25 protein-coding genes are annotated in these 25,763 nt (G+C 71.6%); 4 read left to right on the forward strand and 21 right to left on the reverse strand.

Annotated elements, in window-relative coordinates; genetic code table 11:
* Window positions 1-90 precede the first annotated feature (90 nt).
* The 20 genes from AB0G52_RS26485 to AB0G52_RS26580 form a co-directional block, all read right to left on the reverse strand.
* A complete protein-coding gene (locus AB0G52_RS26485; RefSeq protein ID WP_132887285.1) occupies window positions 91-213 on the reverse strand; it encodes a DUF6126 family protein in 123 nt (40 codons plus the stop codon).
* On the reverse strand, window positions 210-833 hold the full coding sequence (locus AB0G52_RS26490) for a helix-turn-helix domain-containing protein (RefSeq protein WP_132887284.1): 624 nt from the start codon (window positions 831-833) through the stop codon (window positions 210-212). Before AB0G52_RS26490 ends, AB0G52_RS26485 begins: the two co-directional genes overlap by 4 nt.
* Window positions 834-905: 72 nt before the next feature.
* Complete coding sequence (locus tag AB0G52_RS26495) at window positions 906-2,291, reverse strand: aspartate aminotransferase family protein (protein ID WP_361339253.1); 1,386 nt, start codon at window positions 2,289-2,291, stop codon at window positions 906-908.
* Entirely contained in the window at window positions 2,288-4,288 is a 2,001-nt protein-coding gene (gene dxs, locus AB0G52_RS26500) for a 1-deoxy-D-xylulose-5-phosphate synthase (RefSeq protein WP_165939269.1), read from the reverse strand. The genes AB0G52_RS26495 and dxs overlap by 4 nt, the downstream gene beginning before the upstream one ends.
* A 27-nt stretch (window positions 4,289-4,315) precedes the next feature.
* Window positions 4,316-5,473: a flavodoxin-dependent (E)-4-hydroxy-3-methylbut-2-enyl-diphosphate synthase gene (gene ispG / locus AB0G52_RS26505; protein ID WP_361339257.1), complete on the reverse strand. Its 1,158-nt coding sequence runs from the start codon at window positions 5,471-5,473 to the stop codon at window positions 4,316-4,318.
* 4 nt (window positions 5,474-5,477) lie between these two features.
* Complete coding sequence (gene hpnH / locus AB0G52_RS26510) at window positions 5,478-6,500, reverse strand: adenosyl-hopene transferase HpnH (protein ID WP_132887281.1); 1,023 nt, start codon at window positions 6,498-6,500, stop codon at window positions 5,478-5,480.
* Window positions 6,501-6,505: 5 nt separating this feature from the next.
* A complete protein-coding gene (locus AB0G52_RS26515; RefSeq protein WP_132887280.1) occupies window positions 6,506-7,147 on the reverse strand; it encodes a 1-hydroxy-2-methyl-2-butenyl 4-diphosphate reductase in 642 nt (213 codons plus the stop codon).
* Entirely contained in the window at window positions 7,148-9,139 is a 1,992-nt protein-coding gene (gene shc, locus AB0G52_RS26520) for a squalene--hopene cyclase (RefSeq protein ID WP_361339262.1), read from the reverse strand. It abuts the gene before it with no gap.
* 117 nt (window positions 9,140-9,256) lie between these two features.
* Window positions 9,257-10,324: a polyprenyl synthetase family protein gene (locus tag AB0G52_RS26525; protein ID WP_165939268.1), complete on the reverse strand. Its 1,068-nt coding sequence runs from the start codon at window positions 10,322-10,324 to the stop codon at window positions 9,257-9,259.
* Window positions 10,325-10,383: 59 nt separating this feature from the next.
* Complete coding sequence (hpnE, locus tag AB0G52_RS26530) at window positions 10,384-11,844, reverse strand: hydroxysqualene dehydroxylase HpnE (protein ID WP_361339542.1); 1,461 nt, start codon at window positions 11,842-11,844, stop codon at window positions 10,384-10,386.
* The gene (locus AB0G52_RS26535; RefSeq protein ID WP_361339545.1) at window positions 11,802-11,942 is read right to left on the reverse strand and encodes a DUF6380 family protein; all 141 of its coding nucleotides are present in this window, start codon (window positions 11,940-11,942) and stop codon (window positions 11,802-11,804) included. The genes hpnE and AB0G52_RS26535 overlap by 43 nt, the downstream gene beginning before the upstream one ends.
* Window positions 11,942-12,895: a presqualene diphosphate synthase HpnD gene (gene hpnD, locus AB0G52_RS26540; protein WP_132887276.1), complete on the reverse strand. Its 954-nt coding sequence runs from the start codon at window positions 12,893-12,895 to the stop codon at window positions 11,942-11,944. The genes AB0G52_RS26535 and hpnD overlap by 1 nt, the downstream gene beginning before the upstream one ends.
* A complete protein-coding gene (hpnC, locus tag AB0G52_RS26545; protein WP_361339266.1) occupies window positions 12,892-13,794 on the reverse strand; it encodes a squalene synthase HpnC in 903 nt (300 codons plus the stop codon). Before hpnC ends, hpnD begins: the two co-directional genes overlap by 4 nt.
* 380 nt (window positions 13,795-14,174) lie before the next feature.
* A complete protein-coding gene (locus tag AB0G52_RS26550) occupies window positions 14,175-14,954 on the reverse strand; it encodes an ABC transporter ATP-binding protein (RefSeq protein ID WP_361339268.1) in 780 nt (259 codons plus the stop codon).
* Window positions 14,947-15,876, reverse strand: coding sequence for an ABC transporter permease (locus tag AB0G52_RS26555; protein ID WP_132887273.1), 930 nt, complete (start codon window positions 15,874-15,876; stop codon window positions 14,947-14,949). Before AB0G52_RS26555 ends, AB0G52_RS26550 begins: the two co-directional genes overlap by 8 nt.
* A gap of 130 nt (window positions 15,877-16,006) precedes the next feature.
* Window positions 16,007-16,891 (reverse strand): glycosyltransferase, encoded by an 885-nt coding sequence (locus AB0G52_RS26560; RefSeq protein ID WP_132887272.1) that lies wholly within the window; start codon window positions 16,889-16,891, stop codon window positions 16,007-16,009.
* A complete protein-coding gene (locus AB0G52_RS26565) occupies window positions 16,888-17,631 on the reverse strand; it encodes a CDP-alcohol phosphatidyltransferase family protein (protein ID WP_132887271.1) in 744 nt (247 codons plus the stop codon). Before AB0G52_RS26565 ends, AB0G52_RS26560 begins: the two co-directional genes overlap by 4 nt.
* A 13-nt stretch (window positions 17,632-17,644) precedes the next feature.
* On the reverse strand, window positions 17,645-18,706 hold the full coding sequence (locus AB0G52_RS26570; protein WP_132887270.1) for an iron-containing alcohol dehydrogenase family protein: 1,062 nt from the start codon (window positions 18,704-18,706) through the stop codon (window positions 17,645-17,647).
* A complete protein-coding gene (locus AB0G52_RS26575) occupies window positions 18,694-19,446 on the reverse strand; it encodes a phosphocholine cytidylyltransferase family protein (protein ID WP_361339273.1) in 753 nt (250 codons plus the stop codon). Before AB0G52_RS26575 ends, AB0G52_RS26570 begins: the two co-directional genes overlap by 13 nt.
* On the reverse strand, window positions 19,443-21,203 hold the full coding sequence (locus AB0G52_RS26580; RefSeq protein WP_361339276.1) for a DUF5941 domain-containing protein: 1,761 nt from the start codon (window positions 21,201-21,203) through the stop codon (window positions 19,443-19,445). Before AB0G52_RS26580 ends, AB0G52_RS26575 begins: the two co-directional genes overlap by 4 nt.
* Before the next feature lie 366 nt (window positions 21,204-21,569).
* On the opposite strand from AB0G52_RS26580, the gene AB0G52_RS26585 reads away from it, so the two are divergent.
* Together AB0G52_RS26585 and idi are read left to right on the forward strand one after the other, a co-directional pair.
* Window positions 21,570-22,511: a cation diffusion facilitator family transporter gene (locus AB0G52_RS26585; protein ID WP_132887267.1), complete on the forward strand. Its 942-nt coding sequence runs from the start codon at window positions 21,570-21,572 to the stop codon at window positions 22,509-22,511.
* 189 nt (window positions 22,512-22,700) lie between these two features.
* Entirely contained in the window at window positions 22,701-23,294 is a 594-nt protein-coding gene (gene idi / locus AB0G52_RS26590; RefSeq protein WP_132887266.1) for an isopentenyl-diphosphate Delta-isomerase, read from the forward strand.
* Window positions 23,295-23,315: 21 nt separating this feature from the next.
* Here idi and AB0G52_RS26595 read toward each other — a convergent pair whose 3' ends face one another.
* Window positions 23,316-23,810, reverse strand: a complete 495-nt coding sequence (locus tag AB0G52_RS26595) for an ATP-binding protein (RefSeq protein ID WP_132887677.1) — start codon at window positions 23,808-23,810, stop codon at window positions 23,316-23,318.
* A 246-nt stretch (window positions 23,811-24,056) separates the two neighbouring features.
* On the opposite strand from AB0G52_RS26595, the gene AB0G52_RS26600 reads away from it, so the two are divergent.
* Window positions 24,057-24,812, forward strand: coding sequence for an enoyl-CoA hydratase/isomerase family protein (locus AB0G52_RS26600; RefSeq protein WP_361339280.1), 756 nt, complete (start codon window positions 24,057-24,059; stop codon window positions 24,810-24,812).
* Window positions 24,813-24,878: 66 nt separating this feature from the next.
* Complete coding sequence (locus tag AB0G52_RS26605) at window positions 24,879-25,748, forward strand: hypothetical protein (RefSeq protein WP_361339283.1); 870 nt, start codon at window positions 24,879-24,881, stop codon at window positions 25,746-25,748.
* Window positions 25,749-25,763: the final 15 nt, after the last annotated feature.

Raw genomic sequence — 25,763 nt, forward strand, 5'->3', positions numbered from 1 at the left:
GTGTAGTGGGGGGTTTTTGCCTCACGCCCGCCGCCCGCCGCGGGGGGCCCGCCCCGCACACCCCCACCACGCCCTAGGCCCCGCCGGGGCTCAGCCCTTGCCGCCGAGGGTGAAGAGCAGGAAGAGGAACGCGGCGAACACGTGCCCCACGGCGATGTAGATGATGAGCCGGATCCACAGTGACCGTGGGAACCTCTCCTCGTAGTTGCTCATGGCAGTTCTCCAGGGGTCGGTCCCAGGCACAGCGCGGCCGTGGGACTCTGCAACAGGGTGTGGACGAACAGGAGCGCGACCCCGTCGTGGTCCTCGGCGGCGAGCCGGTGCGGGGTCAGCGAGTCGAAGTGGGCGCTGTCGCCGGGGGCGAGCACATGCGTGGTGTCGCCGAGGCGCAGCCGCAGCCGCCCTTGCAGGACGTACAGCCACTCCTCGCCGGGATGCACCCGCACGACGTCGCCCTGCGAGCCGTACGGCACCCGGACCCGCAGCGCCTGCATGCCCCGGCCGGAGGACCCGGCCTGCCAGTACGTCCAGCCGCCCGCCCCGGTCGGTTCCATGTCACCGGCGCGCACGATGGCGTCCCGCTCGGCGGCGGTCTCCCCCAGCAGCTCCGAGACCGTCGTACCGTAGATGCGGGCGAGTGCGAGCAGCACCGGCAGTGAGGGCTGGCGCTGCCCGGTCTCCAGGCGGGAGAGATGGGCCGGTGACAGCCCCGCGGTGCGCGCGGCCGCCTCCAGGGTGAGGGCGGCGCGCCGGCGCAGGGCGCGGAGCTGCGGCGCGACGGCGGGCAGGACCTCGTCCGGCCCGGCCGGGGGCCCGGTCTCGGGAGAGCTCATGCTCTCCATTCAGCCGCAGTTTTGCCTCTGCGGCAAATTTCTTGCCTCAGAGGCAAAACGGGCCGGGGCGCGCTAGCGGTTGGCCACCGCCTGCTTGATGAGGGTTCTGCCGAAGTCCCACATCAGGCCGCCCCCGCTGTGGGCGTCGTCCATCACGTCCGTGAAGGCGTCCATGAAGCGGTCGACGTCCGCCTCGTCCACGATCAGCGGCGGGATGAGCTTGATCACCTCCAGGTGGTCGCCGGAGACCTGGGTGAGGATCCGGTGCCGTTGCAGCAGCGGTACGACGACCATCTGCGCGAACAGGCCCTTGCGGGCCGCCTGGAGCATGGCCCAGCGGCTGCGCAGCTTCAGCGAGCTGGGCCGGCCGAACTCGATGCCGATCATCAGGCCCCGCCCGCGGACGTCGGCGAGCAGCTCGTAGGTGCCGATCAGCGCGGTGAGCCGGGACTTGAGCTGCTCCCCCACCGCCCGCGCGTTGGCGACGACCTGGTCGTTCTCCATGACGGAGAGCACCGCGAGGCCGGCCGCCATGGCCTGGGCGTTGGCGCCGAAGCTGGCCGAGTGGACCAGGACGCGGTCCATGGACGAGTAGACCTTCTTGAAGATCCAGTCCTTGCCGAGGGTCGCGCCGACGGGGACGTAGCCGCCGGAGAGCGCCTTCGCCACGCACAGCAGGTCCGGCTCGACGCCGTCCTCGTGCTGGTAGGCGTAGAAGTCGCCGGTGCGGCCGAGACCGGTCTGCACCTCGTCGCAGACGAGCAGCGCCTTGTGCCGGTGCAGCAGTTCCTGCGCGGCCCGCAGGTAGCCGGGCGGGGCCTCGTGCACGCCCTTGCCCTGGATCGGCTCCACGATCAGCGCGGCGACGTCGCCCTTCCCCAGTTCCCGGGCGAGCGCGTCCAGGTCTCCGAGGGGGACGGCCGTGTCGGGCAGCAGCGGGGCGAAGCCGTCCCGGAAACCGTCCTCGCCGTTGACCGACAGGGAGCCCGTGGTCAGGCCGTGGAAGGCGTGGTCGCAGTACAGGACGCGCGGTCTGCCGGTGGCGAAGCGGGCGAACTTCAGGGCCGTCTCGACCGCCTCGGTCCCGCTGTTGCCGAAGAACACCCGGTCCAGGTGCGGGCTGTGCGCGAGGAGCCGTTCGGCGAGCAGGCCGGGCAGCGGCTGGCAGTCGAAGCGGGTGAGGTCGGCCAGCTGGGCGTCCAGGACGTCGTGCAGGGCCTTGCGGACGACGGGGTGGTGACGGCCCAGGCCCATCACCCCGAACCCGGCGAGCATGTCCAGGTAGTCGTTGCCGTCCGCGTCCCAGAAGTGCGCGCCCTCGGCCCGCTCGTAGACCTTGTCGAAGCCGATGGTGTGCAGCATGCGGGGAAGCTGGTGGTTGAGGTATTTGGCGTGCAGCTCGTACCGCTCACCACCACGCTCGGCGAGCAGCGCACCGAGGTCGAACTCCGTACTCATTCTTTCTCCTTGACAGCACTCTCGGTGAAAGCGCCCTCGACTGCGGCGCCCTGGAGGGGCGCGGGGAACTGCGCGACCGGCCGTGACGGCGCCGCACCCGCCGAAGGGCCCCCCGCGCCATCCCCGTGGGCGCGCCCCGCGAGGCTCGCCCCGATCCGCCCCGCGATCTCCACCGGCGTCAGCCCGATGTCGGCCAGCACCTCCCCCCGCTTCGCATGCGCAAGGAACTGCTCGGGGATCCCGAACCGCCGCACCGGCACGTCCACTTCGGCGTCACCGAGCGCCAGCGCGACCGCCGCGCCCACGCCCGCCGCCCGGCTGTTGTCCTCGACGACCGCCACCAGCTCGTGCCGGGCGGCCAGCACCGGCAGCGCCGGATCCACGGGCTTCACCCAACGGGGGTCCACGACCGTGCAGTCGACGCCCCGGGCGGCCAGCAGCTCCGCCGCCTGGAGGCACACCGGCGCCATCACCCCGACCGCGACCAGCAGCACCCGCGGGTCCCCGCCCCGGTGCAGGACGTCCACGCCGCCGACCCGGTCGACCGCCGGGATCTCCGGCCCCACCGACTCCTTCGGGAAGCGGATCAGCGTCGGCGCGTCGTCGACGGCGACGGCCTCGCGCAGTTGGAGGCGCAGTTGCCCGGCGTCGCGCGGGGCGGCGATTCGCAGGCCGGGCACCACCTGGAGGATCGACATGTCCCACATGCCGTTGTGCGAGGCCCCGTCGACCCCGGTCACCCCGGCGCGGTCCAGGACGAACGTCACCCCGCAGCGGTGCAGCGCCACGTCCATCAGCAACTGGTCGAAGGCGCGGTTGAGGAACGTGGCGTAGACGGCGACGACGGGGTGCAGGCCGCCGGTGGCCAGCCCCGCCGCGGAGACGGCCGCGTGCTGCTCGGCGATGCCGACGTCCCAGACCCGGTCGGGGAAGCGCTCGGCGAACCTGCCGAGGCCGACCGGGTGCAGCATCGCCGCGGTGATCGCGACGACGTCGTCCCGTTCCTCGCCGATGCGGACGATCTCGTCGCCGAACACCGACGTCCAGGACGGGCCGTTGGAGGGCGTGAGGGGCTCGCAGGTGAGCGGGTCCATGACGCCGACGGTGTGGAAGTGGTCCTCCTCGTGGGCGAGCGCGGGCTCGTAGCCGCGGCCCTTCTCGGTGAGGCAGTGCACCAGCACCGGACCGTGGAAGCGTTTCGCGCGCCGCAGCGCGGACTCCACCGCTCTGATGTCATGGCCGTCGATCGGGCCGACGTACTTGAGCCCGAGGTCCTCGAACATCCCCTGCGGCGCGAAGGCGTCCTTGAAGCCCTTCTTGGCGCCGTGCAGGGACTCGTAGAGGGTGCCGCCCACGACGGGTGTGCGCAGCAGGACCTCCTTGCCCCAGGCCAGCACCTGCTCGTAGCCGTCGGTGGTGCGCAGGGTGGCCAGGTGGTTGGCGAGACCGCCGATGGTGGGGGCGTACGAGCGCTCGTTGTCGTTGACGACGATGATCAGCGGCCGGTCCTTGGCGGCCGCGATGTTGTTGAGCGCCTCCCAGGCCATTCCGCCGGTCAGCGCCCCGTCGCCGATCACCGCGACGACATGGCCCTTCTCCCCCTGCACCTGGCGGGCCTTGGCGAGGCCGTCGGCCCAGCCGAGCGCGGTGGAGGCGTGACTGTTCTCGATGACGTCGTGCTCGGACTCCTCGCGCGAGGGGTACCCGGACAGGCCGCCCTTGCCGCGCAGCTTGGAGAAGTCCTGGCGGCCGGTGAGCAGTTTGTGGACGTAGCTCTGGTGACCGGTGTCCCAGAGGATGCGGTCGGCCGGGGACTCGAAGACCCGGTGCAGCGCGACGGTCAGTTCCACGACGCCCAGGTTGGGCCCGAGGTGACCGCCGGTCCTGGCGACCGCGTGCACCAGGAACTCGCGTATTTCTTCGGACAGTTCACCGAGTTGTGCCTCGGACAGCGCCTTCAGGTCGCGTGGTCCCCGGATGGTCTCCAGAATCGTCACGCTCGGCCCCCTCTCGGTCCGTGCTGTTCAGCTCACCGTGACGGCGGGTGTTCCGGACCCGGCGCCGTCCTGCTCCATCTGCTCGGCGATCTTCATCGCTTCCTCGATGAGGGTCTCCACGATCCTGGACTCGGGCACGGTCTTGACGACCTCGCCCTTGACGAAGATCTGCCCCTTGCCGTTGCCGGAGGCGACGCCCAGGTCGGCCTCCCGTGCCTCGCCGGGGCCGTTGACCACGCATCCCATGACGGCGACGCGCAGCGGTACCTCCATGCCCTGGAGCCCCGCCGTCACCTCGTCCGCCAGCTTGTAGACGTCGACCTGGGCGCGCCCGCACGACGGGCAGGAGACGATCTCCAGGCCGCGCTGCCTGAGGTTGAGGGACTCCAGGATCTGGTTGCCGACCTTGACCTCCTCGACCGGCGGCGCGGAGAGGGAGACCCGGATGGTGTCGCCGATACCCTGGGACAGCAGCGCCCCGAAGGCCACCGCCGACTTGATCGTGCCCTGGAAGGCCGGGCCCGCCTCGGTCACCCCGAGGTGCAGCGGGTAGTCGCACTGCGCGGCGAGCTGCCGGTACGCCTCGACCATCACGACCGGGTCGTTGTGCTTGACGGAGATCTTGATGTCCCGGAAGTCGTGCTCCTCGAAGAGCGACGCCTCCCACAGGGCCGACTCCACCAGCGCCTCCGGAGTCGCCCTGCCGTACTTCTCCAGCAGCCGCCGGTCGAGCGAGCCGGCGTTGACCCCGATCCGGATCGGCGTGCCGTGGTCCTTCGCGGCCCGCGCGATCTCCCTGACCTGGTCGTCGAACTTCTTGATGTTGCCGGGGTTCACGCGGACCGCAGCGCAGCCGGCCTCGATGGCCGCGAAGACGTACTTCGGCTGGAAGTGGATGTCCGCGATCACGGGGATCTGGGACTTCCTCGCGATGGTGGCCAGCGCGTCCGCGTCGTCCTGCGTGGGGCAGGCGACGCGGACGATCTGGCAGCCGGACGCGGTGAGTTCGGCGATCTGCTGGAGGGTGGCGCCGATGTCCGAGGTGCGGGTCGTGGTCATCGACTGCACCGACACCGGGGCGCCGCCGCCGACCGCCACGGGCCCGACGTGGATCTGCCGGGACACGCGCCGCTCGGCGACCGGCCGGGCCGGGACCTCCGGGAGGCCCAGGGAAACCGCGGTCATACCGTTACTCCCGGTTCCCGGAGACCGTCTCGCGCATCGCGCGCAGCGACTCCTTGAGCGATCCCATGGTGGCGAGGACGGCGGTGGGCTCGTAGCCGCAGTGCGCCATGCAGTTGGCGCAGCGCGGGTCCTTGCCGCGGCCGTACTTGTCCCAGTCGGTCTTCTCGATGAGTTCCCGGTACGTCGGGACGTACCCGTCGCTCATCAGGTAGCAGGGGCGCTGCCAGCCGAACAGCGAGTAGTTCGGGATCGCCCAGGCCGTGCACGGGAAGTCGACCTTGCCCTCCAGGAAGTCCAGGAAGAGCGGGGAGTGGTTGAGCCGCCACTTCTTGCGGTTGCCGCCCGCGAAGGCCTTCTTGAACAGCTCGCGGGTCTGCTCGACGCCCAGGAAGTGCTCCTGATCGGGGGCCTTCTCGTAGGCGTAGGCGGGCGAGATCATCATCTCGTCGACCTTGAGGTCGTCGTTGAGGAAGTTGAGCACCTCGATGATGGTCTGCGGGGTGTCCGTGTTGAAGAAGGTCGAGTTGGTGGTCACCCGGAAGCCGCGCCGCTTGGCCTCCTTGATGGCCGCCACCGCCTCGTCGAACACGCCCTCCTTGGCGACGGACTCGTCGTGCCGCTCGCGCAGCCCGTCGATGTGCACCGCGAAGGCGAAGTACGGCGAGGGCGTGAACTTGTCCATCTTCTTGCGCAGCAGCATCGCGTTGGTGCACAGGAAGACGTACTTGCGCTTCGCCACCAACTGCCGCACGATCTCGTCGATCTGCGGGTGCATCAGCGGTTCGCCGCCCGCGATGGAGACCATCGGCGCACCGGACTCCAGCACCGCGCCGACGGCCTGGGCGACCGGCATACGCTGCTTGAGCACCCCCGCCGGATGCTGGATCTTGCCGCAGCCCTCACATTTCAGGTTGCAGGCGAAAAGCGGTTCCAGCTCCACGATCAGCGGGAACTTGTCCCGCTTGCGGAGCTTCTGTTCAGCCAAGTAGGTAGCGACCTTGATCGACTGGCGCAGCGGCATGGCCATCTGGCTCACCTCCGGGGGAGCAGCAAAGAACGGTGCCATTCGAAGAAAGCTGGAAGAACGGATCGAAGGACGCGGAAAGCCGATATTCCACCGCGCACCGTGCCGATCCGGACGAGTTCATGTTCAGGAGCGTCCACGACCACCCGTACGGCCGCAACCGGTCGCTCGCCCGCGCGCACCGCGCTCAGGAGCGTGGCCGCCGATTCCATGTCGACCGCGATGGCGCCGGTCGCGAGCAGGTCGAACCGTTCGTGACCGCGGACGACGTGGTCGGAGCCGGTGACGGGCCCGGTGTGGACGGTGCGGCCGGGCAGGGTCCGTACGAGTTCCTTGACGAGGAGTTCGGTGCCGACGCACGGGACGCTTCCGCGCGGGTCCCGGGTCTCCTCGGCGACGACCAGGTCGCCGGGGTGCATTCCGGGGGCGAGCCCGGCGCAGAAACCGGTGGCCAGCACGGCGGCGGCGGCGAGCGCCGGGTCCGCCAGGACGCGGGTGACGGACCGTTCCGCCGCCCTGGGTCCCATGCCGGTGCGCAGCACGGTGACCGGCCCGTCCGCGCCACCGCGTTCGCCGGCGCGCAGGGCGAGGTGCTCGATGCCGAGCGCGCAGGCGATCAGCAGCGGGGCCGCAGCGGGCGTGGTGCTCATTCAGCTCCTCTCGGCCTCGGGTGTGGGCTCGCCGTGGACGTAACGGCCGAGCGCGGTGAGCGGGAAGACCTGCCGGTAGAGGTGGTAGTTGATGGAGAAGTCCCAGGGGAAGCCGGTGCCCGTGAAGTACGGCTCGTCCCAGGAGCCGTCCTCGTTCTGGGTCTCGGCGAGCCACCGCACGCCCCGCTCCACCGCCTTGGACTCCCGCTCCCCGGCCGCGAGCAGGGCCATCAGCGCCCACGCCGTCTGGGAGGCGGTGGAGGCGCCGCGCCCGCTCCATTCGTCGACGTGCTTGTAGGAGCGCAGGTCCTCGCCCCAGCCGCCGTCGTCGTTCTGGACGTTCTCCAGCCAGGTCACCGCGCGCCGGATCGCCGGGTGGGAGGCGGGCAGTCCGGCCGCGGTGAGCGCGGGTACCACGGAACCGGTCCCGTACACGTAGTTGACGCCCCAGCGCCCGAACCAGGAGCCGTTGGGCTCCTGTTCCGCGAGCAGCCACTCGATGCCGCGCCGGGTGCGCGGGTCGTGGGACATGCCCTCGAAGGCGAGCATCTCCACGACGTGGGCGGTGACGTCCGCGGAGGGCGGATCGATGACCTCTCCGAAGTCGCAGAACGGCAGCCGGTTGGGGAACGGGCTGGTGTTGTCGACGTCGAAGGCGCCCCAGGCCCCGTTCTTGGACTGCATGCCGAGGTTCCAGCGCACCCCGCGCCCGATGGCCTTCTCCATCCGCTCGGGGTCGTGGTGTCTGATGCGGCGCAGCGCGAGGACGACCTCGGCGGTGTCGTCGATGTCGGGGTAGTTGTCGTTGTGGAACTCGAACGCCCAGCCGCCCGGCGGGAGCTGGGGTCGCTTCACGGCCCAGTCGCCGGGCCGGACGATCTGCTCGCCGAGCATCCAGTCGGCGGCCTTGACCAGTTGCGGGTGGTCGGCGGGCAGCCCGGCGTCGGCGAGCGCGATGGCGGCGAGGCAGGTGTCCCACACCGGCGACTGGCAGGCCTCGATCATCCGGGCGCCGTCCTCGCGCCAGACGGCGTAACGATCCAGCGACTCCAGGCCCGCGCGCATCACGGGGTGCCGCAGGTCGTAGCCGAGCAGGTGCAGGGCGATCAACGAGTACACGGCGGGCGGCTGGATGCCGCCCCAGGCGCCGTCGTTCTCCTGCCGCTCGACGATCCAGCGGGCGGCGGAGTTCAGCGCCGAGCCGCGCAGCCGGCGCACCGCGACCTTGCGGTAGCCGCGGACAACCTTGTCGAGCCGCTGGAACAGGCCCTCCCAGGTGGTCGGCGGGGCCAGTGGGCGGGGCGGGTTGGGGTTCGCGGGGTCGGTGTGCAGTTCGTCCAGCGGGAAGGGGGCGGGGCGCACCGGCCGTTTCGCCGAGACGACGGTGAGCGGCACGATGGTCTGCCGGGCCCACTGGCCGAAGTTGTAGATGCTGAGCGGGAACCACTTCGGGAAGTACAGGAGTTCGGGCGGGAGTTCGGGCAGGTCCTCCCACTTCCACCAGCCGAACAGGGCCAGCCAGATCCGGGTGAAGACCCGGGCGGCGGCGATCCCGCCGCGCTCGCGGATCCAGGCCGACGCCTTGGCCATGTGCGGCGCGTCGGGCGCGTCCCCGGCGAGCCGCAGGGCGACGTACGCCTCGATGGTGGTGGAGAGTTCGCCGGGGCCGCCGTAGAAGGTGGCCCAGGTGCCGTCCTCGCGCTGCTCGCCGCGGATGAAGAGCGCGGCGGCGGCGGTCGTGGCCTCGTCGCGGATGCCCAGGAACTGACGGAGCAGCAGGTCCTCGGCGTCCATGGTGACGTTGGTCTCCAGGTCGCCCTTCCACCAGCCCTGCGCGTCCTGGAGGGCGAGCAGGTGGTCGGTGGCACGCCGGACGGCGCGTTCGGCGGCTTCTTGTACCCCGGCCGCGACGGGGGTGGTGAGTTCGGTGGTGGCCGAGTCGGCCCGGGGCGGCAGGGTGGCCCCGGTGCTTCCGTCGGTCGTCGCTGTCATGGCATCCCCTTCGTGCAGTCGTGCGAAATCGTTCTGCTGCGGGTCCGCCGTCGGCCGGTGCTGGCTGCGCGCTCGCACCGGCCGGCGACTACGCGAGGGCTATTCGACCGATAATGATCATCTCTTTCGTACGACGACGAAGTCGGCCAGCGCCGTGAACTGCGCCCGTACCCGGTCGGGCATGTCGACGGCGTGGAGGGCCTCGATGGCGATGGTGTGCTGACGGCGCGCCTCTTCGGCGGTCCACTCGCGTCCGCCGGCCTCCTCGATGAGGGCGGCGCGAGCGGCGAACTCCTCCTCGGAGAAGTTCTCGAAGTCGCTGCTCTTGGCGTCGGCGGCGAGGATCTCGCCGAGCCGTTCGGACGCCGCTCCGCCGGCCGCGAGGGCCGCGACCACCGGCAGGGACTTCTTGCGCTGGCGCAGGTCGCTCCAGGTCTGCTTGCCGGTGGACTCCGGATCGCCCCAGATGCCGAGGAGGTCGTCGACGGCCTGGAAGGCGAGGCCGAGGTGGTAGCCGTACCGCTCCAGGGTGTCGGCGGTGCGGTCGTCGGCGCCGCCGAGCACCGCGCCGATGGAGCTGGAGGCGGCGAGCAGGGCGCCGGTCTTGTTGCCCTCCATCTCCAGGCACTCCTCGACGCTGACCCGGTCGCGGTGCTCGTAGGAGATGTCCTGCGCCTGGCCGTCGATGAGGGCGCGGGTGGCGGTGGTGATCCGGCGGGTGGCGCGGCCGGCCTCGACGGTGCCGAGTTCGAGGAGGATCTCGTTGGCGAGGGCGAACAGGGCGTCGCCGACCAGGATGGCCTGGGCGGGGCCGTGCACCTTCCAGACGGTGTCACGGTGGCGGCGCTGTTCGTCGCCGTCCATCAGGTCGTCGTGCAGCAGGGAGAAGTTGTGGACGAGTTCGACGGCGACGGCGCCGGGGATGCCGATCTCCGGCGCGGCGCCGGTGACCTCGGCGGAGAGCACGGCGAGGGCGGGGCGCACGGCCTTGCCGCCGTCCCCCTCGGCGGGGTTGCCTTCGGCGTCGATCCAGCCGAAGTGGTAGGCGGCGACGGTGTCCATGGGAGGTGCCAGGCGGTCGACTGCCGCCCGCAGTACCGGTGTTGCAAGGGTCCGGCCGCGCTCCAGGAGCGCGGTCACGTCCACCGCGTCGGCAGCCGTCTCGGCCGGGGGCACAGTGGGCACAGTTTCTCCTCTTGTCGCGGTACCGGGGGTGCGGAGGCCTGCCACCCGCTGATCGAGCGTCACGCCGCCTCCTCGAACTCGAAGAGGTGACGGGGGCGGGGCCGGCCCAGAGTGCTCAACGCGGCATCGGCCGCACAGACACCGCTGCGGACCGCACTCTCCATGGTCGCGGGCCACCCGGTGGCGGTCCACGCTCCGGCCAGGTAGAGGCCGGGTGCCTTGGTGCGGGCGCCGGGCCGCAGCCGCCCGACACCGGGGGTGGGGGCGAACGTCGCGGTGCGCTCCCGGGTCACGAAGAAGTCCCGCACCCCGGCGCCGCGCGCGCCGGGCAACAGCCGCTCCAGTTCGGGCAGGTAGCGCTCGCGCAGCACGGCCACGGGGGCGTCGATCTCGTCCTGGGCGGCGGACTGGGACAGCGCGAGGTACTGGCCCTCGCGCAGCCCCGAGGCGCCGGTGCGGTCGAACACCCACTGGACCGGGCTGCCGAGGGCCGCGAAGAACGGCTTGGTGAGCACCGTACGGTCGTAGACCACATGGACGTTGAGGATCGGCGCGGTGCCGATCTCCAGAAGGTTTTCCGGGGCGTCGAGGGCGCCGGCGGGCAGCAGGTCATGGGCCTCGCGCTGGGCCACGGCGAGCACCACCGCGTCCGCCGTGAGCGTCTCGCCGGGAACCTGAACGCTCCAGCCCCCGTTCTCGTTGTGGAGGACGGAGGTGACGCGTGTTCGGACTTCGGTACGCACGCCCGCGGAGTCGAGCGCCTTGCGGGCCAGCCGGTCGTGCAGTTCGCCCAGCGGCACATGGGCCCAGCCGATGTCGGCCGCGCCCGGGTCGGACAGCAGACCGGTCTTGAACACCATCGCGGCGAGCCCCAGCGAGGTGTCGCCCGCGACCGCGTTGAGGGTGGCGACCCCGACCAGGTCCCACAGGGCCTCGACGGCACGCGCCGACTGGCCGTGGGCGGCCAGCCAGCTGCCGAAGTCCTGTGCGTCCAGGCTCGGATCGGCGAGGTCGAGTCCCTTGAGCGCGAGCGCGGCACGCCCGACCCTGGCCCGTTCGGCGAGCGAGAGGTGCGGATAGGCGGCCAGGCTGCGTCCCAGATGCAGGGGTACGGGCAGCGGGTCGCGCCGCAGCCTGCCCAGGCGCCGGCCCTCGGGCTTCGCGAGGTCGAGCACGGGTACGTCGAGGCGGTCCTGCAGCGGTGCCAGCGCCGCGCCCTCGATGCGGTCGAGGAACCAGCGGTAGGCGGTGCAGCACCGCAGGTACACGTGCTGGCCGTTGTCCACGGTCAGGTCGCCGCGCCGGAAGGAGAAGGCGAGCCCGCCGAGCCTCGGCCTGCCTTCGAGCAGGGTGACGCGGACCCCCGCGTCGGCGAGGGCGAGGGCGGCCGTGACGCCGGCCAGGCCGCCGCCGACCACGACGGCGGTGCGCCCGGACGGGATGTCGTCGTGCGTCCCCTCGGATCGCGTGCCGTCGCTCATCGTGCGCCCTTTCCCGCCTGCCCGTCGTGCTGCCGGAATCGGCCACGGGGGGCCTTCGCAGTCAGGGACGCCACCCTGACGCGGAGGGTTGCCTGCCGTTTCCCTCCGGTGGAGCCGCCCCGGCCCGGGTTGCCCATCAGGCGCGCCTCCTGACGGCCTGCCGGGAGGTGTGCCGCCGGGTGTCGATCCCCGACAGCCCGCGTACGGCGACGTAGGCCTTCTCGTGTCCGGGCAGCGAGACCCGGCCGCGCAGCACCGCGTCCGGTTCGCGCTCGATGCGGTCGAGGAGGCGGCGGTAGATGCCGGCCATGGCGGCGACGCAGGCGCCGCTGCGCCGGTCGAGCATGGGCAGCAGCCGGTAGCCCTCGGCGAAAAGGGCACGGGCGCGGCGTACTTCGAAGTGCACGAGACCCGCGAAGTCCGAGCCCTCGGGCGGGATCGGACCGTCGAGCCCCGCCGAGCAGCCGAACTTGGCGAGGTCGTCCTGGGGCAGGTAGGTACGGCCGTTGCCGGCGTCCTCGCGGATGTCCCGGAGGATGTTGGTGAGCTGGAGCGCGAGCCCGAGCGTGTCCGCGTACTCCGGCGCGCGCTCGGCACCGCGCGCCCCTGGTTCCGTACCGAACACGCCGAGCGAGAGCCTGCCGATGGCACCGGCCACACAGCGGCAGTAGACCTTGAGGTCGTCCCAGGTCTCGTAGGTCTCGCCGCGTACGTCCATCAGCACGCCGTCGATCAGCTCGTCCAGGCCGCCGAGCGGGATCGGGAAGGCCTGGGCGGCGTGCGCGAGGGCGACCGCGACCGGGTCGGTGTCGTCCTCGGCGACCGCGCCCTCCTGGATCCGGGCGAGCAGCGCCCGGGTGTCCTCCAGCCGGGCCGCCTTCACGTCGTCCGCCAGCGCACCGTCGCCGATGTCGTCGACCCGCCGGGAGAAGGCGTAGAGCGCCGACATGGCGCGCCGCTTCGGTGCCGGCAGCAGCCTGATGCCGTAGGCGAAGTTCCGGGCCTGCTGTCCGGTGACCGTCTCGCAGTAGCTGTAGGCGGCGAGTACCGGTGGGGACACGTGTGTGGCAGAGTCCACGGTCCGGATCACCCCTCTCCTCGCAGAGTCACGCCCACCTCACGCAGCAACCGGCCCTTGCCGGGCTTGGGCGGGCCGGTCAGTACGTCGTATTCGGCGGCGGCGATCGCGCCGATCGCCGCCCTTCCCCCCGCCACGAACCCCGCGAGCAGCAGCTTCAACCTGCCGTGGACGCTACCCACGAGGGGGGCGCCTTCATTCAGGAGACCGCGGGCGCGTTGCGCTTCGTATGCAACCAGTGCACGCACCGATGCGCCTGTGGTTTTCCCGGCGAGATCCGCCTCCTGGACGTGAAAGCGCTTCATGTCCTCGGCGGGCAGATAGATCCGGTCGCGGCCGTAGTCCTCGGCCACGTCCTGGAGGTGTTCGACGATCTGCAGCGCGGTGCAGATCGCGTCGGAGAGCCGGACCCGCTCGGGGGTCGAGGTGCCGGTGACGGCGAGGACCAGACGGCCGACGGGGTTGGCGGACAGCTCGCAGTAGGCGAGCAGGTCGTCGTAGGTCTCGTACCGTGCGACGGTCTGGTCCTGGCGGTTGGCGGCGATCAGGCCGAGGAACGGCTCGGGGGTGAGGGAGTGGCGGCGCACGGTCGGCTGCAGGCGGCGCAGCAGCGGGTGGCGCGGGGTGGCGTCGAAGACGCGGCGCAGGTCGGCCTCGAAGGCGTCCAGGAGAACCAGGCGGTCCTCGGCCTCTGCGGCCGGCACTCCGAGCAGCCGGGCGTCGGCGCCACCGGGGGCCAGATCGCCGTCGCCGATGTCGTCGACGAGGCGGGCGAAGCCGTACACCGCCATCAGGTCGTCGCGCCAGGCCTTCGGCAGGAAGAAGGGCGCCACGGGAAAGTTCTCGTCCGCGGCCTTGGCCAGCGTGCCGCGCTCCGCGTCGGCGGGGTGCGCCGGGGCGGTCGCCGTCACCGTTCACTGCCCGGGGCGGGGACGGCGCGGCCTGCGTTGAGCTGGGGAGTTTCCGTAGCCATTGCCGTCACATCTCCCGTTCTACACTGCCGACCCAATACACACTATTTCGGACACGCCGCCCAGCAGCCCGCAGGGCAGCCCGGCGGAGGGTGTCGCGCATTATCGCCCCACTTGCCGCTTTCCGAGACCGGTACAGCTTACGTTGTACAACGCATGGAGGTTCGTCGGGGTGTCCCGCAGATCACAACAACACACCGATTGGCTTCAAGATTCCTTCGGCGCCCCGGAGTTGACGCTTCCTTTGCAGACGCGGGGCCCCGCCGGAAGGTTCCGGCGGGGCCCTGGCCGAAATCGGTCGCCTGCCCGTGGAGCGGGGGCTACTTGCCGGTGAACTTCTCGTACTCCTTGAGCACCTCTTCGGTCGGGCCGTCCATGCGCAGCTCGCCGCGCTCCAGCCACAGGACCCGGTCGCAGGTGTCACGGATGGACTTGTTGTTGTGGCTGACCAGGAACACCGTGCCGGCGTGCTCACGCAGCTCGCGGATCCGGTCCTCGGAGCGCTTGCGGAACGCCGCGTCCCCGGTGGCCAGCGCCTCGTCGATCATGAGGACGTCGTGGTCCTTGGCGGCGGCGATGGAGAACCGGAGCCGGGCCGCCATGCCGGACGAGTAGGTGCGCATGGGCAGGGTGATGAAGTCACCCTTGTCGTTGATGCCGGAGAAGTCGACGATCTCCTGGTAGCGGGCCCGGATGTCCTCACGGGACATGCCCATGGCGAGACCGCCGAGGATGACGTTCCGTTCGCCGGTGAGGTCGTTCATGAGGGCCGCGTTGACGCCGAGCAGCGAGGGCTGGCCGTTGGTGTAGACCCTGCCCTTCTCCGCGGGCAGCAGGCCGGCGATGGCCCGCAGCAGGGTGGACTTGCCGGAGCCGTTGGACCCGATCAGGCCGATCGCCTCGCCGCGGTAGGCGACGAAGGAGACCCCGCGGACCGCGTGCACCTTGCGGACACCGCGCTCGTCGCCGCGCCGGACGATACGGCTCAGGGCGGAGGTCGCGCTGCCCTTGCCGGTCTTGGCGCCGTTGACGCGGTAGACGATGTGCACGTCCTCCGCTATGACGGTGGGGATCCGCTCCCCTGTGCTCTGCTCAGCCACGGCCGTACCGCTCCTCCGCCTTCCAGAAGTACACGAATCCGCCGCCGAAGACGACCACGGCCCAGGCCAGGGCGACGGCCCAGACGTGCGGCGGCAGGTTCGAGGCGCCGTAGCCGTCGATGAGCGCGAAGCGCATCAGGTCCATGTAGACGGTGGCCGGGTTGACCTGGAGCAGGGTGCGCGCCCACTCCGGCCGGCCCTCCATCATCTTGGTGATCGAGAACATCACGCCGGACATGTACATCCAGGTGCGCAGTATGAACGGCAGCAGCTGCGCGAGGTCCGGCGTCTTGGCGCCCATCCGGGCCACGATCAGGGCCAGCCCGGTGTTGAACAGGAACAGCAGGAACAGGATCGGCACGACCAGCGCCCAGGACAGGCCGGGGCGGCTGCCGAACCCGACCACCACGGCGACCATGACGATCATCGAGAACAGCAGCTGCTGGAGCTGCTGGAGCGCGAAGGAGACGGGCAGCGAGGCACGCGGGAAGTGCAGCGCGCGCACCAGGCCGAGGTTGCCGGAGATCGCCCGGACGCCCGTCATGATCGAGCTCTGTGTGAAGGTGAAGGTGAAGACGCCGGTGACCAGGAACGGGATGTAGACGTCCTGCGACATGCCGCGGCTGGCGTGCAGGATGACGCCGAAGATGAAGTAGTACACGGCCGCGTTCAGCAGCGGGGTGGCCACCTGCCAGAGCTGGCCGAGCTTGGCCTGGCTGTACTGGGCGGTGAGCTTCGCCTGGGAGAAGGCCAGGATGAAGTGACGGCGGCCCCACAGCTGGCGTACGTACTCGACGAGGGAGGGCCGGGCGCCGCTCACCGCGAGCCCGTACTTGGCGGCCAGCTGCGCCGCCGTGAGGCCCTCGTCGGGCGCCGGTGCCGCGCTCACCGCGATCCCGCCGTCATGCGTTGTCTCACTCAAGGGTGGAGGCCTTCGTCGTCTGGTTCGTCTTACTCATGTCTTACGGAATTGTGCTACAGGAACGCGACACGTATCCGCGAGGGGATACGGTCCCGAGGGGCGGCCGCGCGGCCGCGCACCCCCGAGCCTGTCAGATCACCGGCGGACGGCCCAGTCGCGTGAGCTTCCACACGGTCCGCCAGCGCATGGGGCGGCGCGGTCCGCAGGCGGTGGTCCAGCCCTCCCGGAAGCCGGCGAACCAGGCGCGCAGGGCCGGACGGGACGGACGGCGCAGCAGGGTCAGCAGCAGCCACACCCCGAGGTAGACGGGGACCAGCGGCGCGGGCAGGTTGCGGCGGGCCAGCCAGACCCGGTTGCGGGCGACCATCCGGTGGTAGACCGCGTGCCGGGAGGGGGCGGTCGTGGGGTGGAACAGCACCATGTCGGAGCGGTAGTCGATCATCCAGCCGGCGTCCAGGGCGCGCCAGGCCAGGTCGGTCTCCTCGTGGGCGTAGAAGAACTCGTCCGGCAGGCCGCCGACCTCGGCGAGGACCTGGGTACGGACGGCGTTGGCACCGCCGAGGAAGGTGGTGACCCGGGAGGAGCGCATCGGGTCGGAGGCCCGCAGCCGCGGCACGTGGCGGCGCTGGGTCTCACCGGTCTCGGGGTCGGCGATGCGGAAGCTGATGATGCCGAGCTTCGGGTCGGTGGCGAAGGCCTGCCGGCACAGCTCGGCGGTGTCGTGCTCGGGGAGCAGGCCGTCGTCGTCGAGGAAGAGCAATATGTCGACGTCGCGGCCGCTGGGGCCGAAGGCTTCTATGCCGACGTTGCGCCCGCCGGGGATGCCGAGGTTCTCGGGCAGCTCCAGGGTGCGGACACCCTCGGGGACGTCCGGGACGGGCGAGCCGTTGCCGACGACGACCACCTCGATCCGCTCGCCGTGCTGCTTGGCGATCGAGTCGAGGAGGGCGCGCAGTTCGTCGGGGCGGTTGCCCATCGTGATGACGACCGCGCCGACCTTCAGCCCGGCGCTCACCGCAGCCTGCTCGACGCGAGCACGGACACCAGGTGCAGCAGGGTCTGCAGCACCGCGATGCCGGCCAGCACGGCGGTGCCGAGCCGGGTCCAGAAGAGGTCGCCGTGGAAGTGGTCGGCGACGGCGAGCAGCAGGATCAGCAGCGAGGCCTCGATGCCGAGGATCAGCCGGTGGAACTTGAACGCGGCGGCGGCCCGGCGGGCCAGCGCCATCCCGGAGGAGCGCATCTCGGCGGCGGCCTCCTTGACCACCGGCAGCCCGGCCTGGTGCCGGGCGACCCCGACCAGGTCGGTCTCGGCCTTGATCAGGATCGCGCCGAGCGCGCCCAGCGTGCCGAGGAAGGCCCACAGCCAGTCGATACGGCCGCTGCCGAACAGGTCGGCGGCACGCAGCCCGAGTCCGACCAGGACGGCCGCGTCGGTGAGGTAGGCCCCGACCCGGTCGAGGTAGACCCCGCCGAGCGAGTACTGCTGCTTCCAGCGCGCGACCTCGCCGTCGACGCAGTCGAGGAGCAGGTACATCTGGACGCACACCACGCCGAGCACGGCGCCCCAGACGCCCGGCACCAGCAGGGCCGGGCACGCGAGGACGCCGAAGACGGTCATCAGGTACGTGAGCTGGTTGGGGGTGACCCTGGTGTTCACCAGGTAGCGGTCCACCCGCAGGGACACCTCACGCATGTAGAGGCGTCCCATCCAGTGCTCACCGCTGCGCCGGTCCTTGACCCCGGCGGGGTGCACGACCGGACGGAGTTCAGCTACCGATGGCCTTGACATAGTCGACGTAGAAGTCCTTGATCTGGTGGGTCTTGAGGTCGAGGTGCTCGAGGATGGTGTAGCGGCCGGGCCTGGTCTCCGGAGCGAACTCCACGACCCGGACGAACTCGTCCACGGTGAAGCCGATCTCCTCCGGCAGCACCGGCAGCCCGTGCCGGCGCAGCACTTCGGCCATGGACACGGACTGCTCGTGGGCTCCGCGCAGGTACATCGCGAAGGCCGCGCCGAGCCCGCACTGCTCCCCGTGGCTCGCGGCACGCCTCGGGAACAGCAGGTCGAAGGCGTGGTTGATCTCGTGGCAGGCGCCGGAGGAGGGGCGGGAGTCGCCCGACACCGACATCGCGATGCCGCTGAGCACCAGCGCCTCGGCGAGCACCTGGAGGAAGTCGTTCTCCCCGATGCCGCCGGGGTGGCGCAGCACCGCCTCGCCGGCCTGCCGGGCCATCGCGGCCGCCAGTCCGTCGATCTTCTCGCCGTTGACGCGGTGGGACAGCTCCCAGTCCGCGATCGCCGAGATGTTGGAGACGGCGTCACCGATGCCGGAGCGCACGAAACGCGCCGGGGCCTCCCGGATGACGTCGAGGTCGATGACGACCGCGATCGGGTTCGGCACGCCGTAGGAGCCGCGGCCCGCGTCGTTGTCGAGGGTGGCGACCGGCGAGCACAGGCCGTCGTGCGCGAGGTTCGTCGGCACGGCGACCAGCGGCAGGCCGACCCGTGCCGCGGCGAACTTGGCACAGTCGATGATCTTGCCGCCGCCGAGGCCGACGACCGCGTCGTAGCGGCCGGCCTTGATGTCGCCGGCCAGCCGGACCGCGTCGTCCAGGGTGCCGCCGCCGACCTCGTACCAGGTGGCGCCGGGCAGGCTCGGCGAGATCCGCTCGCGCAGCTTCGTGCCGGAACCGCCGCTGACGGCGACGGCGAGCCGCCCGGAGTGCGAGATGCGTTCGTCGGCGAGCACGCCGCCGAGGTCGTCGAGGGCACCCGGGCGGATGTCCACGACGACCGGCGAGGGGATCAGCCGGGTCAGTACTGGCACGCGATCTCCCGTCCCCTGGCGAGATCGTCGTGGTTGTCGATCTCGACCCACCGGACGTCGCCGATCGGCGCGACGTCGATCCGGAAGCCGCGGTTGACCAGCTCCTGGTAGCCGTGCTCGTAGAACTGCTGGGGGTCGGCCTCCCAGACCGTCCTCAGCGCGTCGGCGAGCTCGGGCGCGGCGTCGCCCTCGATGAGGGTGACGCCGATGTACTCGCCGGTCGCCTCGGCCGGGTCCATCAGCTTGGTGATCTTCGTCATGCCCCGCTCGGCGTCGACGACGACCTTCATCTCCTCGTCCGCGAGGGACTTCACGGTGTCGAGGGCAAGGATGATCCGCTTGCCGTCGCCGCGCGCGGCGAGCAGCGTCTTCTCGACCGAGACCGGGTGCACGGTGTCGCCGTTGGCGAGGATCACGCCGTCCTTGAGGGCGTCACGGCCGCACCACAGGGAGTAGGCGTTGTTCCACTCCTCGGCCTTGTCGTTGTCGATGAGGGTGAGCCTGAGGCCGTACTTGGCCTCCAGGGCCGCCTTGCGCTCGTAGACGGCTTCCTTGCGGTAGCCGACGATGACCGCGACCTCGGTCAGGCCGATCTCGGCGAAGTTGCCGAGGGTCAGGTCGAGCACCGTGATCGAGTCCTCTATGCCCGCGGGCCCCACCGGCACCAGCGCCTTGGGCAGGCTGTCGGTGTAGGGGCGCAGACGCCGTCCGGCGCCGGCCGCCAGCACGAGGCCGATCATGCGGGTTCTCCTTCGTCGTGTACGGCGGGCGCCCCGGAGGACACCCAGAAGCGGATGCTCTCGACGAGCACCAGCACGGCCACGGCCACGGCGAGGACCGTGAGCGCGACCTCGAACTGCGCGGCGGTGAGCACGGCGGCGAGCACGGTGACCGCCAGCGTCCGCCCTTCCTGCCCCCCGACGGCCCGTACCAGCCAGGCCGGCGGCGCCCCGGCGTCGCCGCGGATGCGGTACACCGTGTCGTAGTGATGGTAGGCGACCGCGGCCACCAGGCCGAAAGCCGCCGGAAGGGCTCCGTTCACCCCGGCTTTGCTCGCGAGGACGAGGACGGTGCCGTATTCGGCGGCGCGGAAGAGGGGCGGGACCAGCCAGTCGAGGGCGCCCTTCAGGGGGCGGGCGAGGGCCTGGCCGGAGGTGAGGGCGTAGACGAGGGCGCCCGCGACCGGGGCCCAGGTGACGCCGGAGAAGAGGGAGACGGCGAGGACGGCGGCGCCGCCCAGCGCCACCAGGAGCGGGGGTCCGAAGGGGCGGCGGCGACCCGCGAGCCGGGCGAGCGGGCCGTTGTCCGCCAGGTCCGCCAGCGCCCGCGCCGCCCGGTCGGTCCGGCTGGCCTTGCGGGTCAGCGACCGCAGCACCCGCCCGGCCGTGGTGTACGTCGCCGCGAGGGCGCAGCCGGCCAGCAGCACGCAGAAGGTGATCCGCGGGGTCGTGGCCGCCGTCAGGACGGCTATGAGTGCCCACCGTTCGCCGATGGGCAGGACTATCATCCGGCGCACCCAGACCGTCCAGCCGACGCTGTCGAGCCGGTCGGAGAGGGCGGCGGTGGGGCTGGTGTTGGCGGTGGCGTCGTGGTTGGCCTCGTTGAAGGAGAAGTCGACCACGTGCCGGCAGGTCTGCAGGATCATCGCGCCGAGGGCCAGCGCCCACACGTCGTCGCCGCCGCGGGCCGCGCCCAGCGCGAGGCCGGCGTAGTAGGCGTACTCCTTGGCCCGGTCGAAGGTGGCGTCCAGCCAGGCGCCGAGCGTGGAGTACTGCAGGGAGTAGCGGGCGAGCTGGCCGTCGGTGCAGTCCAGTACGAAGGACGCGATGAGCAGGACGCCCGCCGCCACGAACCCGGCCCGGGTACCGGTGGCCGCGCAGCTCGCCGCGATCAGGGCGGTGAGCAGGGAGGCGGTGGTGACCTGGTTGGGGGTCAGTCCCCGGCGCGCGCACCAGCGGGCGACGTAGCGGGAGTAGGGGCTGATGAAGAAGGTGGTGAAGAAGCCGTCGCGGGACTTCACGGCCGACTTCAGGCGTACGGCCTCGTCGTCGACGGCCGCGACGGCCTGCCGCGCCTCGTTGCGGGCCTGCGGGTCGGCGGGTACGGCGGCCACCAGGCTGCCCAGCTCGGGACGGTGGACGTCGGCGTCCAGGGCGGTGACGAGGCCGTCGACGGCGAGTACGGTGCCGCCGCCCGCCGAGGCCTCACGCGACAGCGCCCGGGCGAGGGCCTGACGGGCGGCGGGCTGGGCGGTGACGGCGCCCGGGATCGCGGCGAGCGGGAAGCGCGGATCGGTGAGACCGAGGCGCAGGGCGTGCGCGTGGCCGACGAAGCGGGCGTCGACCACCGCCACCCTCCGGTCGTTGGGCACGGTCGCGAGCACGGCCTCGGCGTCGGTCGCGTCGGCGGCCGGGCGCACCTCGAAGCCGAGTGCCCGCAGATCGTTCTCCAGTGACGATCCGGGGACCGGCTGACCGGTGACGATGGCGGTCGACAACCGAACTCACTCCCTGGGTGCGGCGCACGGGCGCCTGCTGCGTGATGGGGCACGGTGTGGCTGGGCGGCCCCCCGGACGGCATTCGGCAGAGGTTAGCGGATGGTGAGGATTCCTTGTTCACCGGCCGTTCACGGCCCGGACGGCGCACACCGGCCCGGCCTTTGCCGAGATCATCATCCGTGATCCGGGCCCCGGGCCACAAACCGCGCTCGCAGACCGGGCATTGGCGACATAGTGAGGGTGCCCTGACCTGAGGTCGTTTGCGCAGGTCAGGGCACATGACAACGGTGTTCACTGCCGCGTTGCCGGATACCCCCCACCCGTAGTTCACTGTCATCCCGGGCCCAGTACAGGAGGCGGATCCCATGGGGGCAGGCCACGACCACGGCCACGCGCACAGCCACGTGCCGACCACCGGTACGGCCGCGGCGGCGTACCGCGGCCGGCTTCGGGTCGCGCTCGCCATCACCCTCGGCGTGATGGTGGTCGAGATCTTCGGCGGGCTGGTGGCCGACTCGCTCGCGCTGATCGCGGACGCGGCGCACATGGCGACCGACGCCCTGGGCCTCGGGATGGCCCTGCTGGCGATCCACTTCGCCAACCGCCCGGCGAGCACCAACCGCACCTTCGGCCTCGCCCGCGCGGAGATCCTCGCCGCCCTGGCCAACTGCCTGCTGCTGCTCTGCGTGGGCAGCTACGTGCTCTACGAGGCGGTCCAGCGGTTCCTGACGCCCGCGGACACGCACGGCGGCCAGATGATCGTGTTCGGTTCGATCGGCCTGGTCGCCAACATGATCTCGCTCACGCTGCTGGTGCGCGGCCAGTCGGAGAGCCTGAACGTGCGCGGCGCCTTCCTGGAGGTGGCGGCCGACGCGCTGGGCTCGCTGGCGGTGCTGATCTCGGCCGCGGTGATCCTGACCACCGGCTGGCAGGCCGCCGACCCGATCGCCTCGCTGGTCATCGGCGTGATGATCGTGCCGAGGACCCTGAAGCTGCTGCGCGAGACCCTGGACGTCCTGCTGGAGTCCGCCCCGAAGGACGTCGACATGGCGGAGGTGCGGTCGCACATCCTGGCGCTGGACGGCGTGGAGGACGTCCACGACCTGCACGCCTGGACGATCACCTCCGGCATGCCGGTGCTGTCGGCGCACGTGGTGGTCCGCTCCGACGTACTGAACGCCATCGGCCACGAGAAGATGCTGCACGAACTGCAGGGCTGCCTCGGCCACCACTTCGACGTGGAGCACTGCACCTTCCAGCTGGAGCCGAGCGGACACGCGGAGCACGAGGCCCGGCTCTGCCACTGACACCGCCGTCGCCCTGGTGTTCGAGGCGTCCCCGAACAGGTACCCCTTGGGGCCCGCAGGGTTCTCGTTCGTACGCTTAGGGCACGATCAACAACCGGGCCCCCTTCCGGCGTGCCCGCACGGGAAGTGTCGGAAGTGTCGGTTTCGTACGGCAGACTTGGGGTGCCAGGACCGAGGCGAAGGATGGGTATGCCGATCACACCTGCCACCACGACGCACAGCACGTCGGAAGGCACCGCGGACGCGATCTTGCTGGAACTCGTCGACGAGAAGGGTGTGACCATCGGCACCGCGGAGAAGCTGGCCGCGCACCAGCCGCCCGGGCAGCTGCACCGGGCGTTCTCCGTCTTCCTCTTCGACGAGCACGGCAGGCTGCTGCTCCAGCAGCGGGCGCTGGGCAAGTACCACTCCCCCGGCGTGTGGTCCAACACCTGCTGCGGCCACCCCTACCCCGGTGAGGCGCCGTTCGCGGCGGCGGCCCGCCGCACCTTCGAGGAGCTGGGCGTCTCCCCCTCGCTGCTCGCCGAGGCGGGCACGGTCCGCTACAACCACCCGGACCCGGCCTCCGGCCTGGTCGAGCAGGAGTACAACCACCTCTTCGTCGGGATGGTCCAGGCACCGCTCGTGCCGGACCCCGAGGAGGTCGAGGCGACCGCCTTCGTGACGGCCGCCGAGCTGGCCGAGCGGCACGCCGAGGAGCCCTTCTCCGCCTGGTTCATGACCGTGCTGGACGCGGCCCGTCCGGCGGTCAGGGAGCTGACCGGCGCGTCCGCGGGCTGGTGAGGGGCCTCACCCGGCCCGCCGTCACGGCAGCATCGCGGGTTTGAGCGGCAGGGCGGCCCAGATCACCTTGCCGCCGCTCGACGTGTGCTCCACGTCCACGACCCCGCCCGCCTCCCGGGCGATCTCCCGGACCAGCAGCAGCCCCCGGCCGCCGGTCTGGCCGTGGTCGGCCTCCAGGGCGGTCGGGCGGTAGGGGTGGCTGTCCTCCACGGACACCCGCACCCACTCGGCGCCGACCGCGACCTCGACGGCCAGCACGGGCGACAGCACCGCCGCGTGCTTGACCGCGTTGGTGACCAGTTCGGAGACGATCAGCAACAGTCCGTACACCAGGTCCTCCGCGACGGGGACGCCCTGGCGCCGGAGCAGGTCCCGTACGGCGCGGCGCGCCTGCGGGACGGAGGCGTCCACGGCGGCGGCCGTGAACCGCCAGACGCCCTCGTACGGCAGCGGATCCGGCGGCGGCTCGCCGCCCGCCTCTGGACGCGGGTCGTGCCCGCGCCCGTGGTTCTCCATCGTCCGGTCGCCACCCTCGCGCTCGATTGTCACCACACGTCGAGTGTTGGTAACGACCCGCTCCGCTCCCGATGACTGAACACAAGTCAGCGACTATCGAACGGATCTGACCGTTGGCGTATGACAACGTCAGTTGTGGGACCGCTTGCTGAGCCGCCAAAAGCCGACTTCGCGAACTATTAGGGTTGTACTGCAACCCTGGGGGCGTGGGGAACCGCGCGCGACGCGTGGATACCATCCGGCACCATGGAGCCCCGCCTCACCCACCGGGTCGAAGAAGCCGTTGCCACCGTAGTGATGCGCAACGCGGCCAAACGCAACGCGATGACCGCGGCGATGTGGCGGGCCCTCCCGCCCCTGCTCGGGGAACTCGCCGCCGACCCCGCGGTGCGGGCGCTGGTCCTCACCGGCGAGGGCGCCACCTTCTGCGCCGGCGCCGACATCACCACCCTCCAGGGCTCCGCCACCGAGGCCCAGGCCCTCGCGGGCGCCGCCGAGGAGGCGCTCGCCGCGTTCCCCAAGCCGACCCTCGCCGCCGTCCGGGGCCACTGCGTCGGCGGCGGCGCACAGCTGGCCGCCGCCTGCGACCTGCGGTTCGCCGAGGAGGGCGCGCTGTTCGGGGTGACGCCCGCCCGGCTCGGCATCGTCTACCCGGCCACCGCCACCCGCCGACTGGTGTCGCTCGTCGGGCCGGCCACCACCAAGTACCTGCTCTTCTCGGGCGAGCTGCTCGGCACCGAGCGGGCGCTGCGCACCGGCCTGGTGGACGAGGTGCTGCCGGAGGGCGAACTCGACAAGCGGGTGGCCGAGTTCACCAGGATCCTGGTCGCGCGCTCCCAGCTGACGCAGGCCGCCGCGAAGGAGTTCGCGAACGGCCGCACGGACCGCGACGCCCACTGGGCGGAGCAGGCCCGCGGCAGCGGCGACACCGCGGAGGGCGTCACCGCGTTCCTGGAGCGCCGCGCGCCGCGGTTCACGTGGTCGGTCCCGGGCCGGGGCTGAACCGGCTCCCGGCTCGCCGCGTCGGAGCCCTGGAGTCCGTACCAACCAGTCAGTAGCGTGCTCGCCATGACTACCGCCGTCCTGGAGCCGCTCGCCGGCCGCCGCTGCCACACCCTGCTCAACTCCCTGCACGCGACGCACTTCTTCAGCCCCGAGCTGGCCGAGGAGCTGGCCGCGCTCGGGGTGAACCACCCGCGGGCCGTCAACTTCGCGGTGCGCGCGGCCGCGCTGGGACCGGTCGGGGCCGGGACGGTGACGGCCGTGTTCTACAACTACAAGCACGAGCTGGTAGCCCGGCATGTACCGGCCGTCTGGGAGGCCGCCTCCCCGGGCGCCGTCCTCGCCGCACGCGCGCGTGCCGTCGACGCGTCGATGCGGCGGCTGCTCGGTGCGGACGCGCTGGTCTGCGACGCGATGGCCGAGGCGGCGGACTTGGCCCTGCGGGCCACCGAGGCGTGCTGCCGCCCGGGACGGCCGCTGTACTCGGCCCACGCGGACCTGCCGGTTCCCGGGGAGCCGCACCTCGCCTACTGGCACGCGACGACGCTGCTGCGTGAGCACCGGGGCGACGGGCACATCGCGACGCTGGTCGCGGCCGGTCTCGACGGTCTCGAGGCGGTGGTCACGCACACCGCGACCGGCAAGGGCATGCGGCCGAAGTGGGTGTTCGCCACGCGCGGCTGGAGCCGGGACGACTGGGACGCGGCCCGGGAACGGCTCCGGGAGCGCGGACTGCTGGACGCGGCGGGCGAGCTGACCGCGGCGGGGGTGGCCCTGCGCGCGGAGATCGAGACGGAGACGGACCGGCTCGACCGGGCGCCGTACGAGCACCTGGGGGCCGCCGGGGTGGCCCGGCTGACCGAGCTGGCGCGCGGGTTCGCCGCGGCGGCCGTGGCGGCGGGCGCCTACCCGGCGGATCTCATCGGCAAGGGGTGAGCCGGCCGGGGGCGA

It is taken from the genome of Streptomyces sp. NPDC021562, assembly GCF_040640875.1.
Lineage (GTDB): Bacteria > Actinomycetota > Actinomycetes > Streptomycetales > Streptomycetaceae > Streptomyces.

What these genes read in the sequence shown, in the direction of transcription:
- AB0G52_RS26495 (WP_361339253.1), bottom strand. Translation starts at nt 2,291, where the DNA reads ATGAGTACGGAGTTCGACCTCGGTGCGCTGCTCGCCGAGCGTGGTGGT.
- AB0G52_RS26585 (WP_132887267.1), top strand. Translation starts at nt 21,570, where the DNA reads ATGGGGGCAGGCCACGACCACGGCCACGCGCACAGCCACGTGCCGACC.
- ispG (WP_361339257.1), bottom strand. Translation starts at nt 5,473, where the DNA reads ATGACCGCGGTTTCCCTGGGCCTCCCGGAGGTCCCGGCCCGGCCGGTC.
- AB0G52_RS26535 (WP_361339545.1), bottom strand. Translation starts at nt 11,942, where the DNA reads ATGGGCAACCCGGGCCGGGGCGGCTCCACCGGAGGGAAACGGCAGGCA.
- idi (WP_132887266.1), top strand. Translation starts at nt 22,701, where the DNA reads ATGCCGATCACACCTGCCACCACGACGCACAGCACGTCGGAAGGCACC.
- AB0G52_RS26490 (WP_132887284.1), bottom strand. Translation starts at nt 833, where the DNA reads ATGAGCTCTCCCGAGACCGGGCCCCCGGCCGGGCCGGACGAGGTCCTG.
- AB0G52_RS26515 (WP_132887280.1), bottom strand. Translation starts at nt 7,147, where the DNA reads ATGAGCACCACGCCCGCTGCGGCCCCGCTGCTGATCGCCTGCGCGCTC.
- shc (WP_361339262.1), bottom strand. Translation starts at nt 9,139, where the DNA reads ATGACAGCGACGACCGACGGAAGCACCGGGGCCACCCTGCCGCCCCGG.
- AB0G52_RS26605 (WP_361339283.1), top strand. Translation starts at nt 24,879, where the DNA reads ATGACTACCGCCGTCCTGGAGCCGCTCGCCGGCCGCCGCTGCCACACC.
- AB0G52_RS26485 (WP_132887285.1), bottom strand. Translation starts at nt 213, where the DNA reads ATGAGCAACTACGAGGAGAGGTTCCCACGGTCACTGTGGATCCGGCTC.
- hpnH (WP_132887281.1), bottom strand. Translation starts at nt 6,500, where the DNA reads ATGGCCATGCCGCTGCGCCAGTCGATCAAGGTCGCTACCTACTTGGCT.
- AB0G52_RS26600 (WP_361339280.1), top strand. Translation starts at nt 24,057, where the DNA reads ATGGAGCCCCGCCTCACCCACCGGGTCGAAGAAGCCGTTGCCACCGTA.
- AB0G52_RS26595 (WP_132887677.1), bottom strand. Translation starts at nt 23,810, where the DNA reads ATGGAGAACCACGGGCGCGGGCACGACCCGCGTCCAGAGGCGGGCGGC.
- AB0G52_RS26575 (WP_361339273.1), bottom strand. Translation starts at nt 19,446, where the DNA reads ATGATCGGCCTCGTGCTGGCGGCCGGCGCCGGACGGCGTCTGCGCCCC.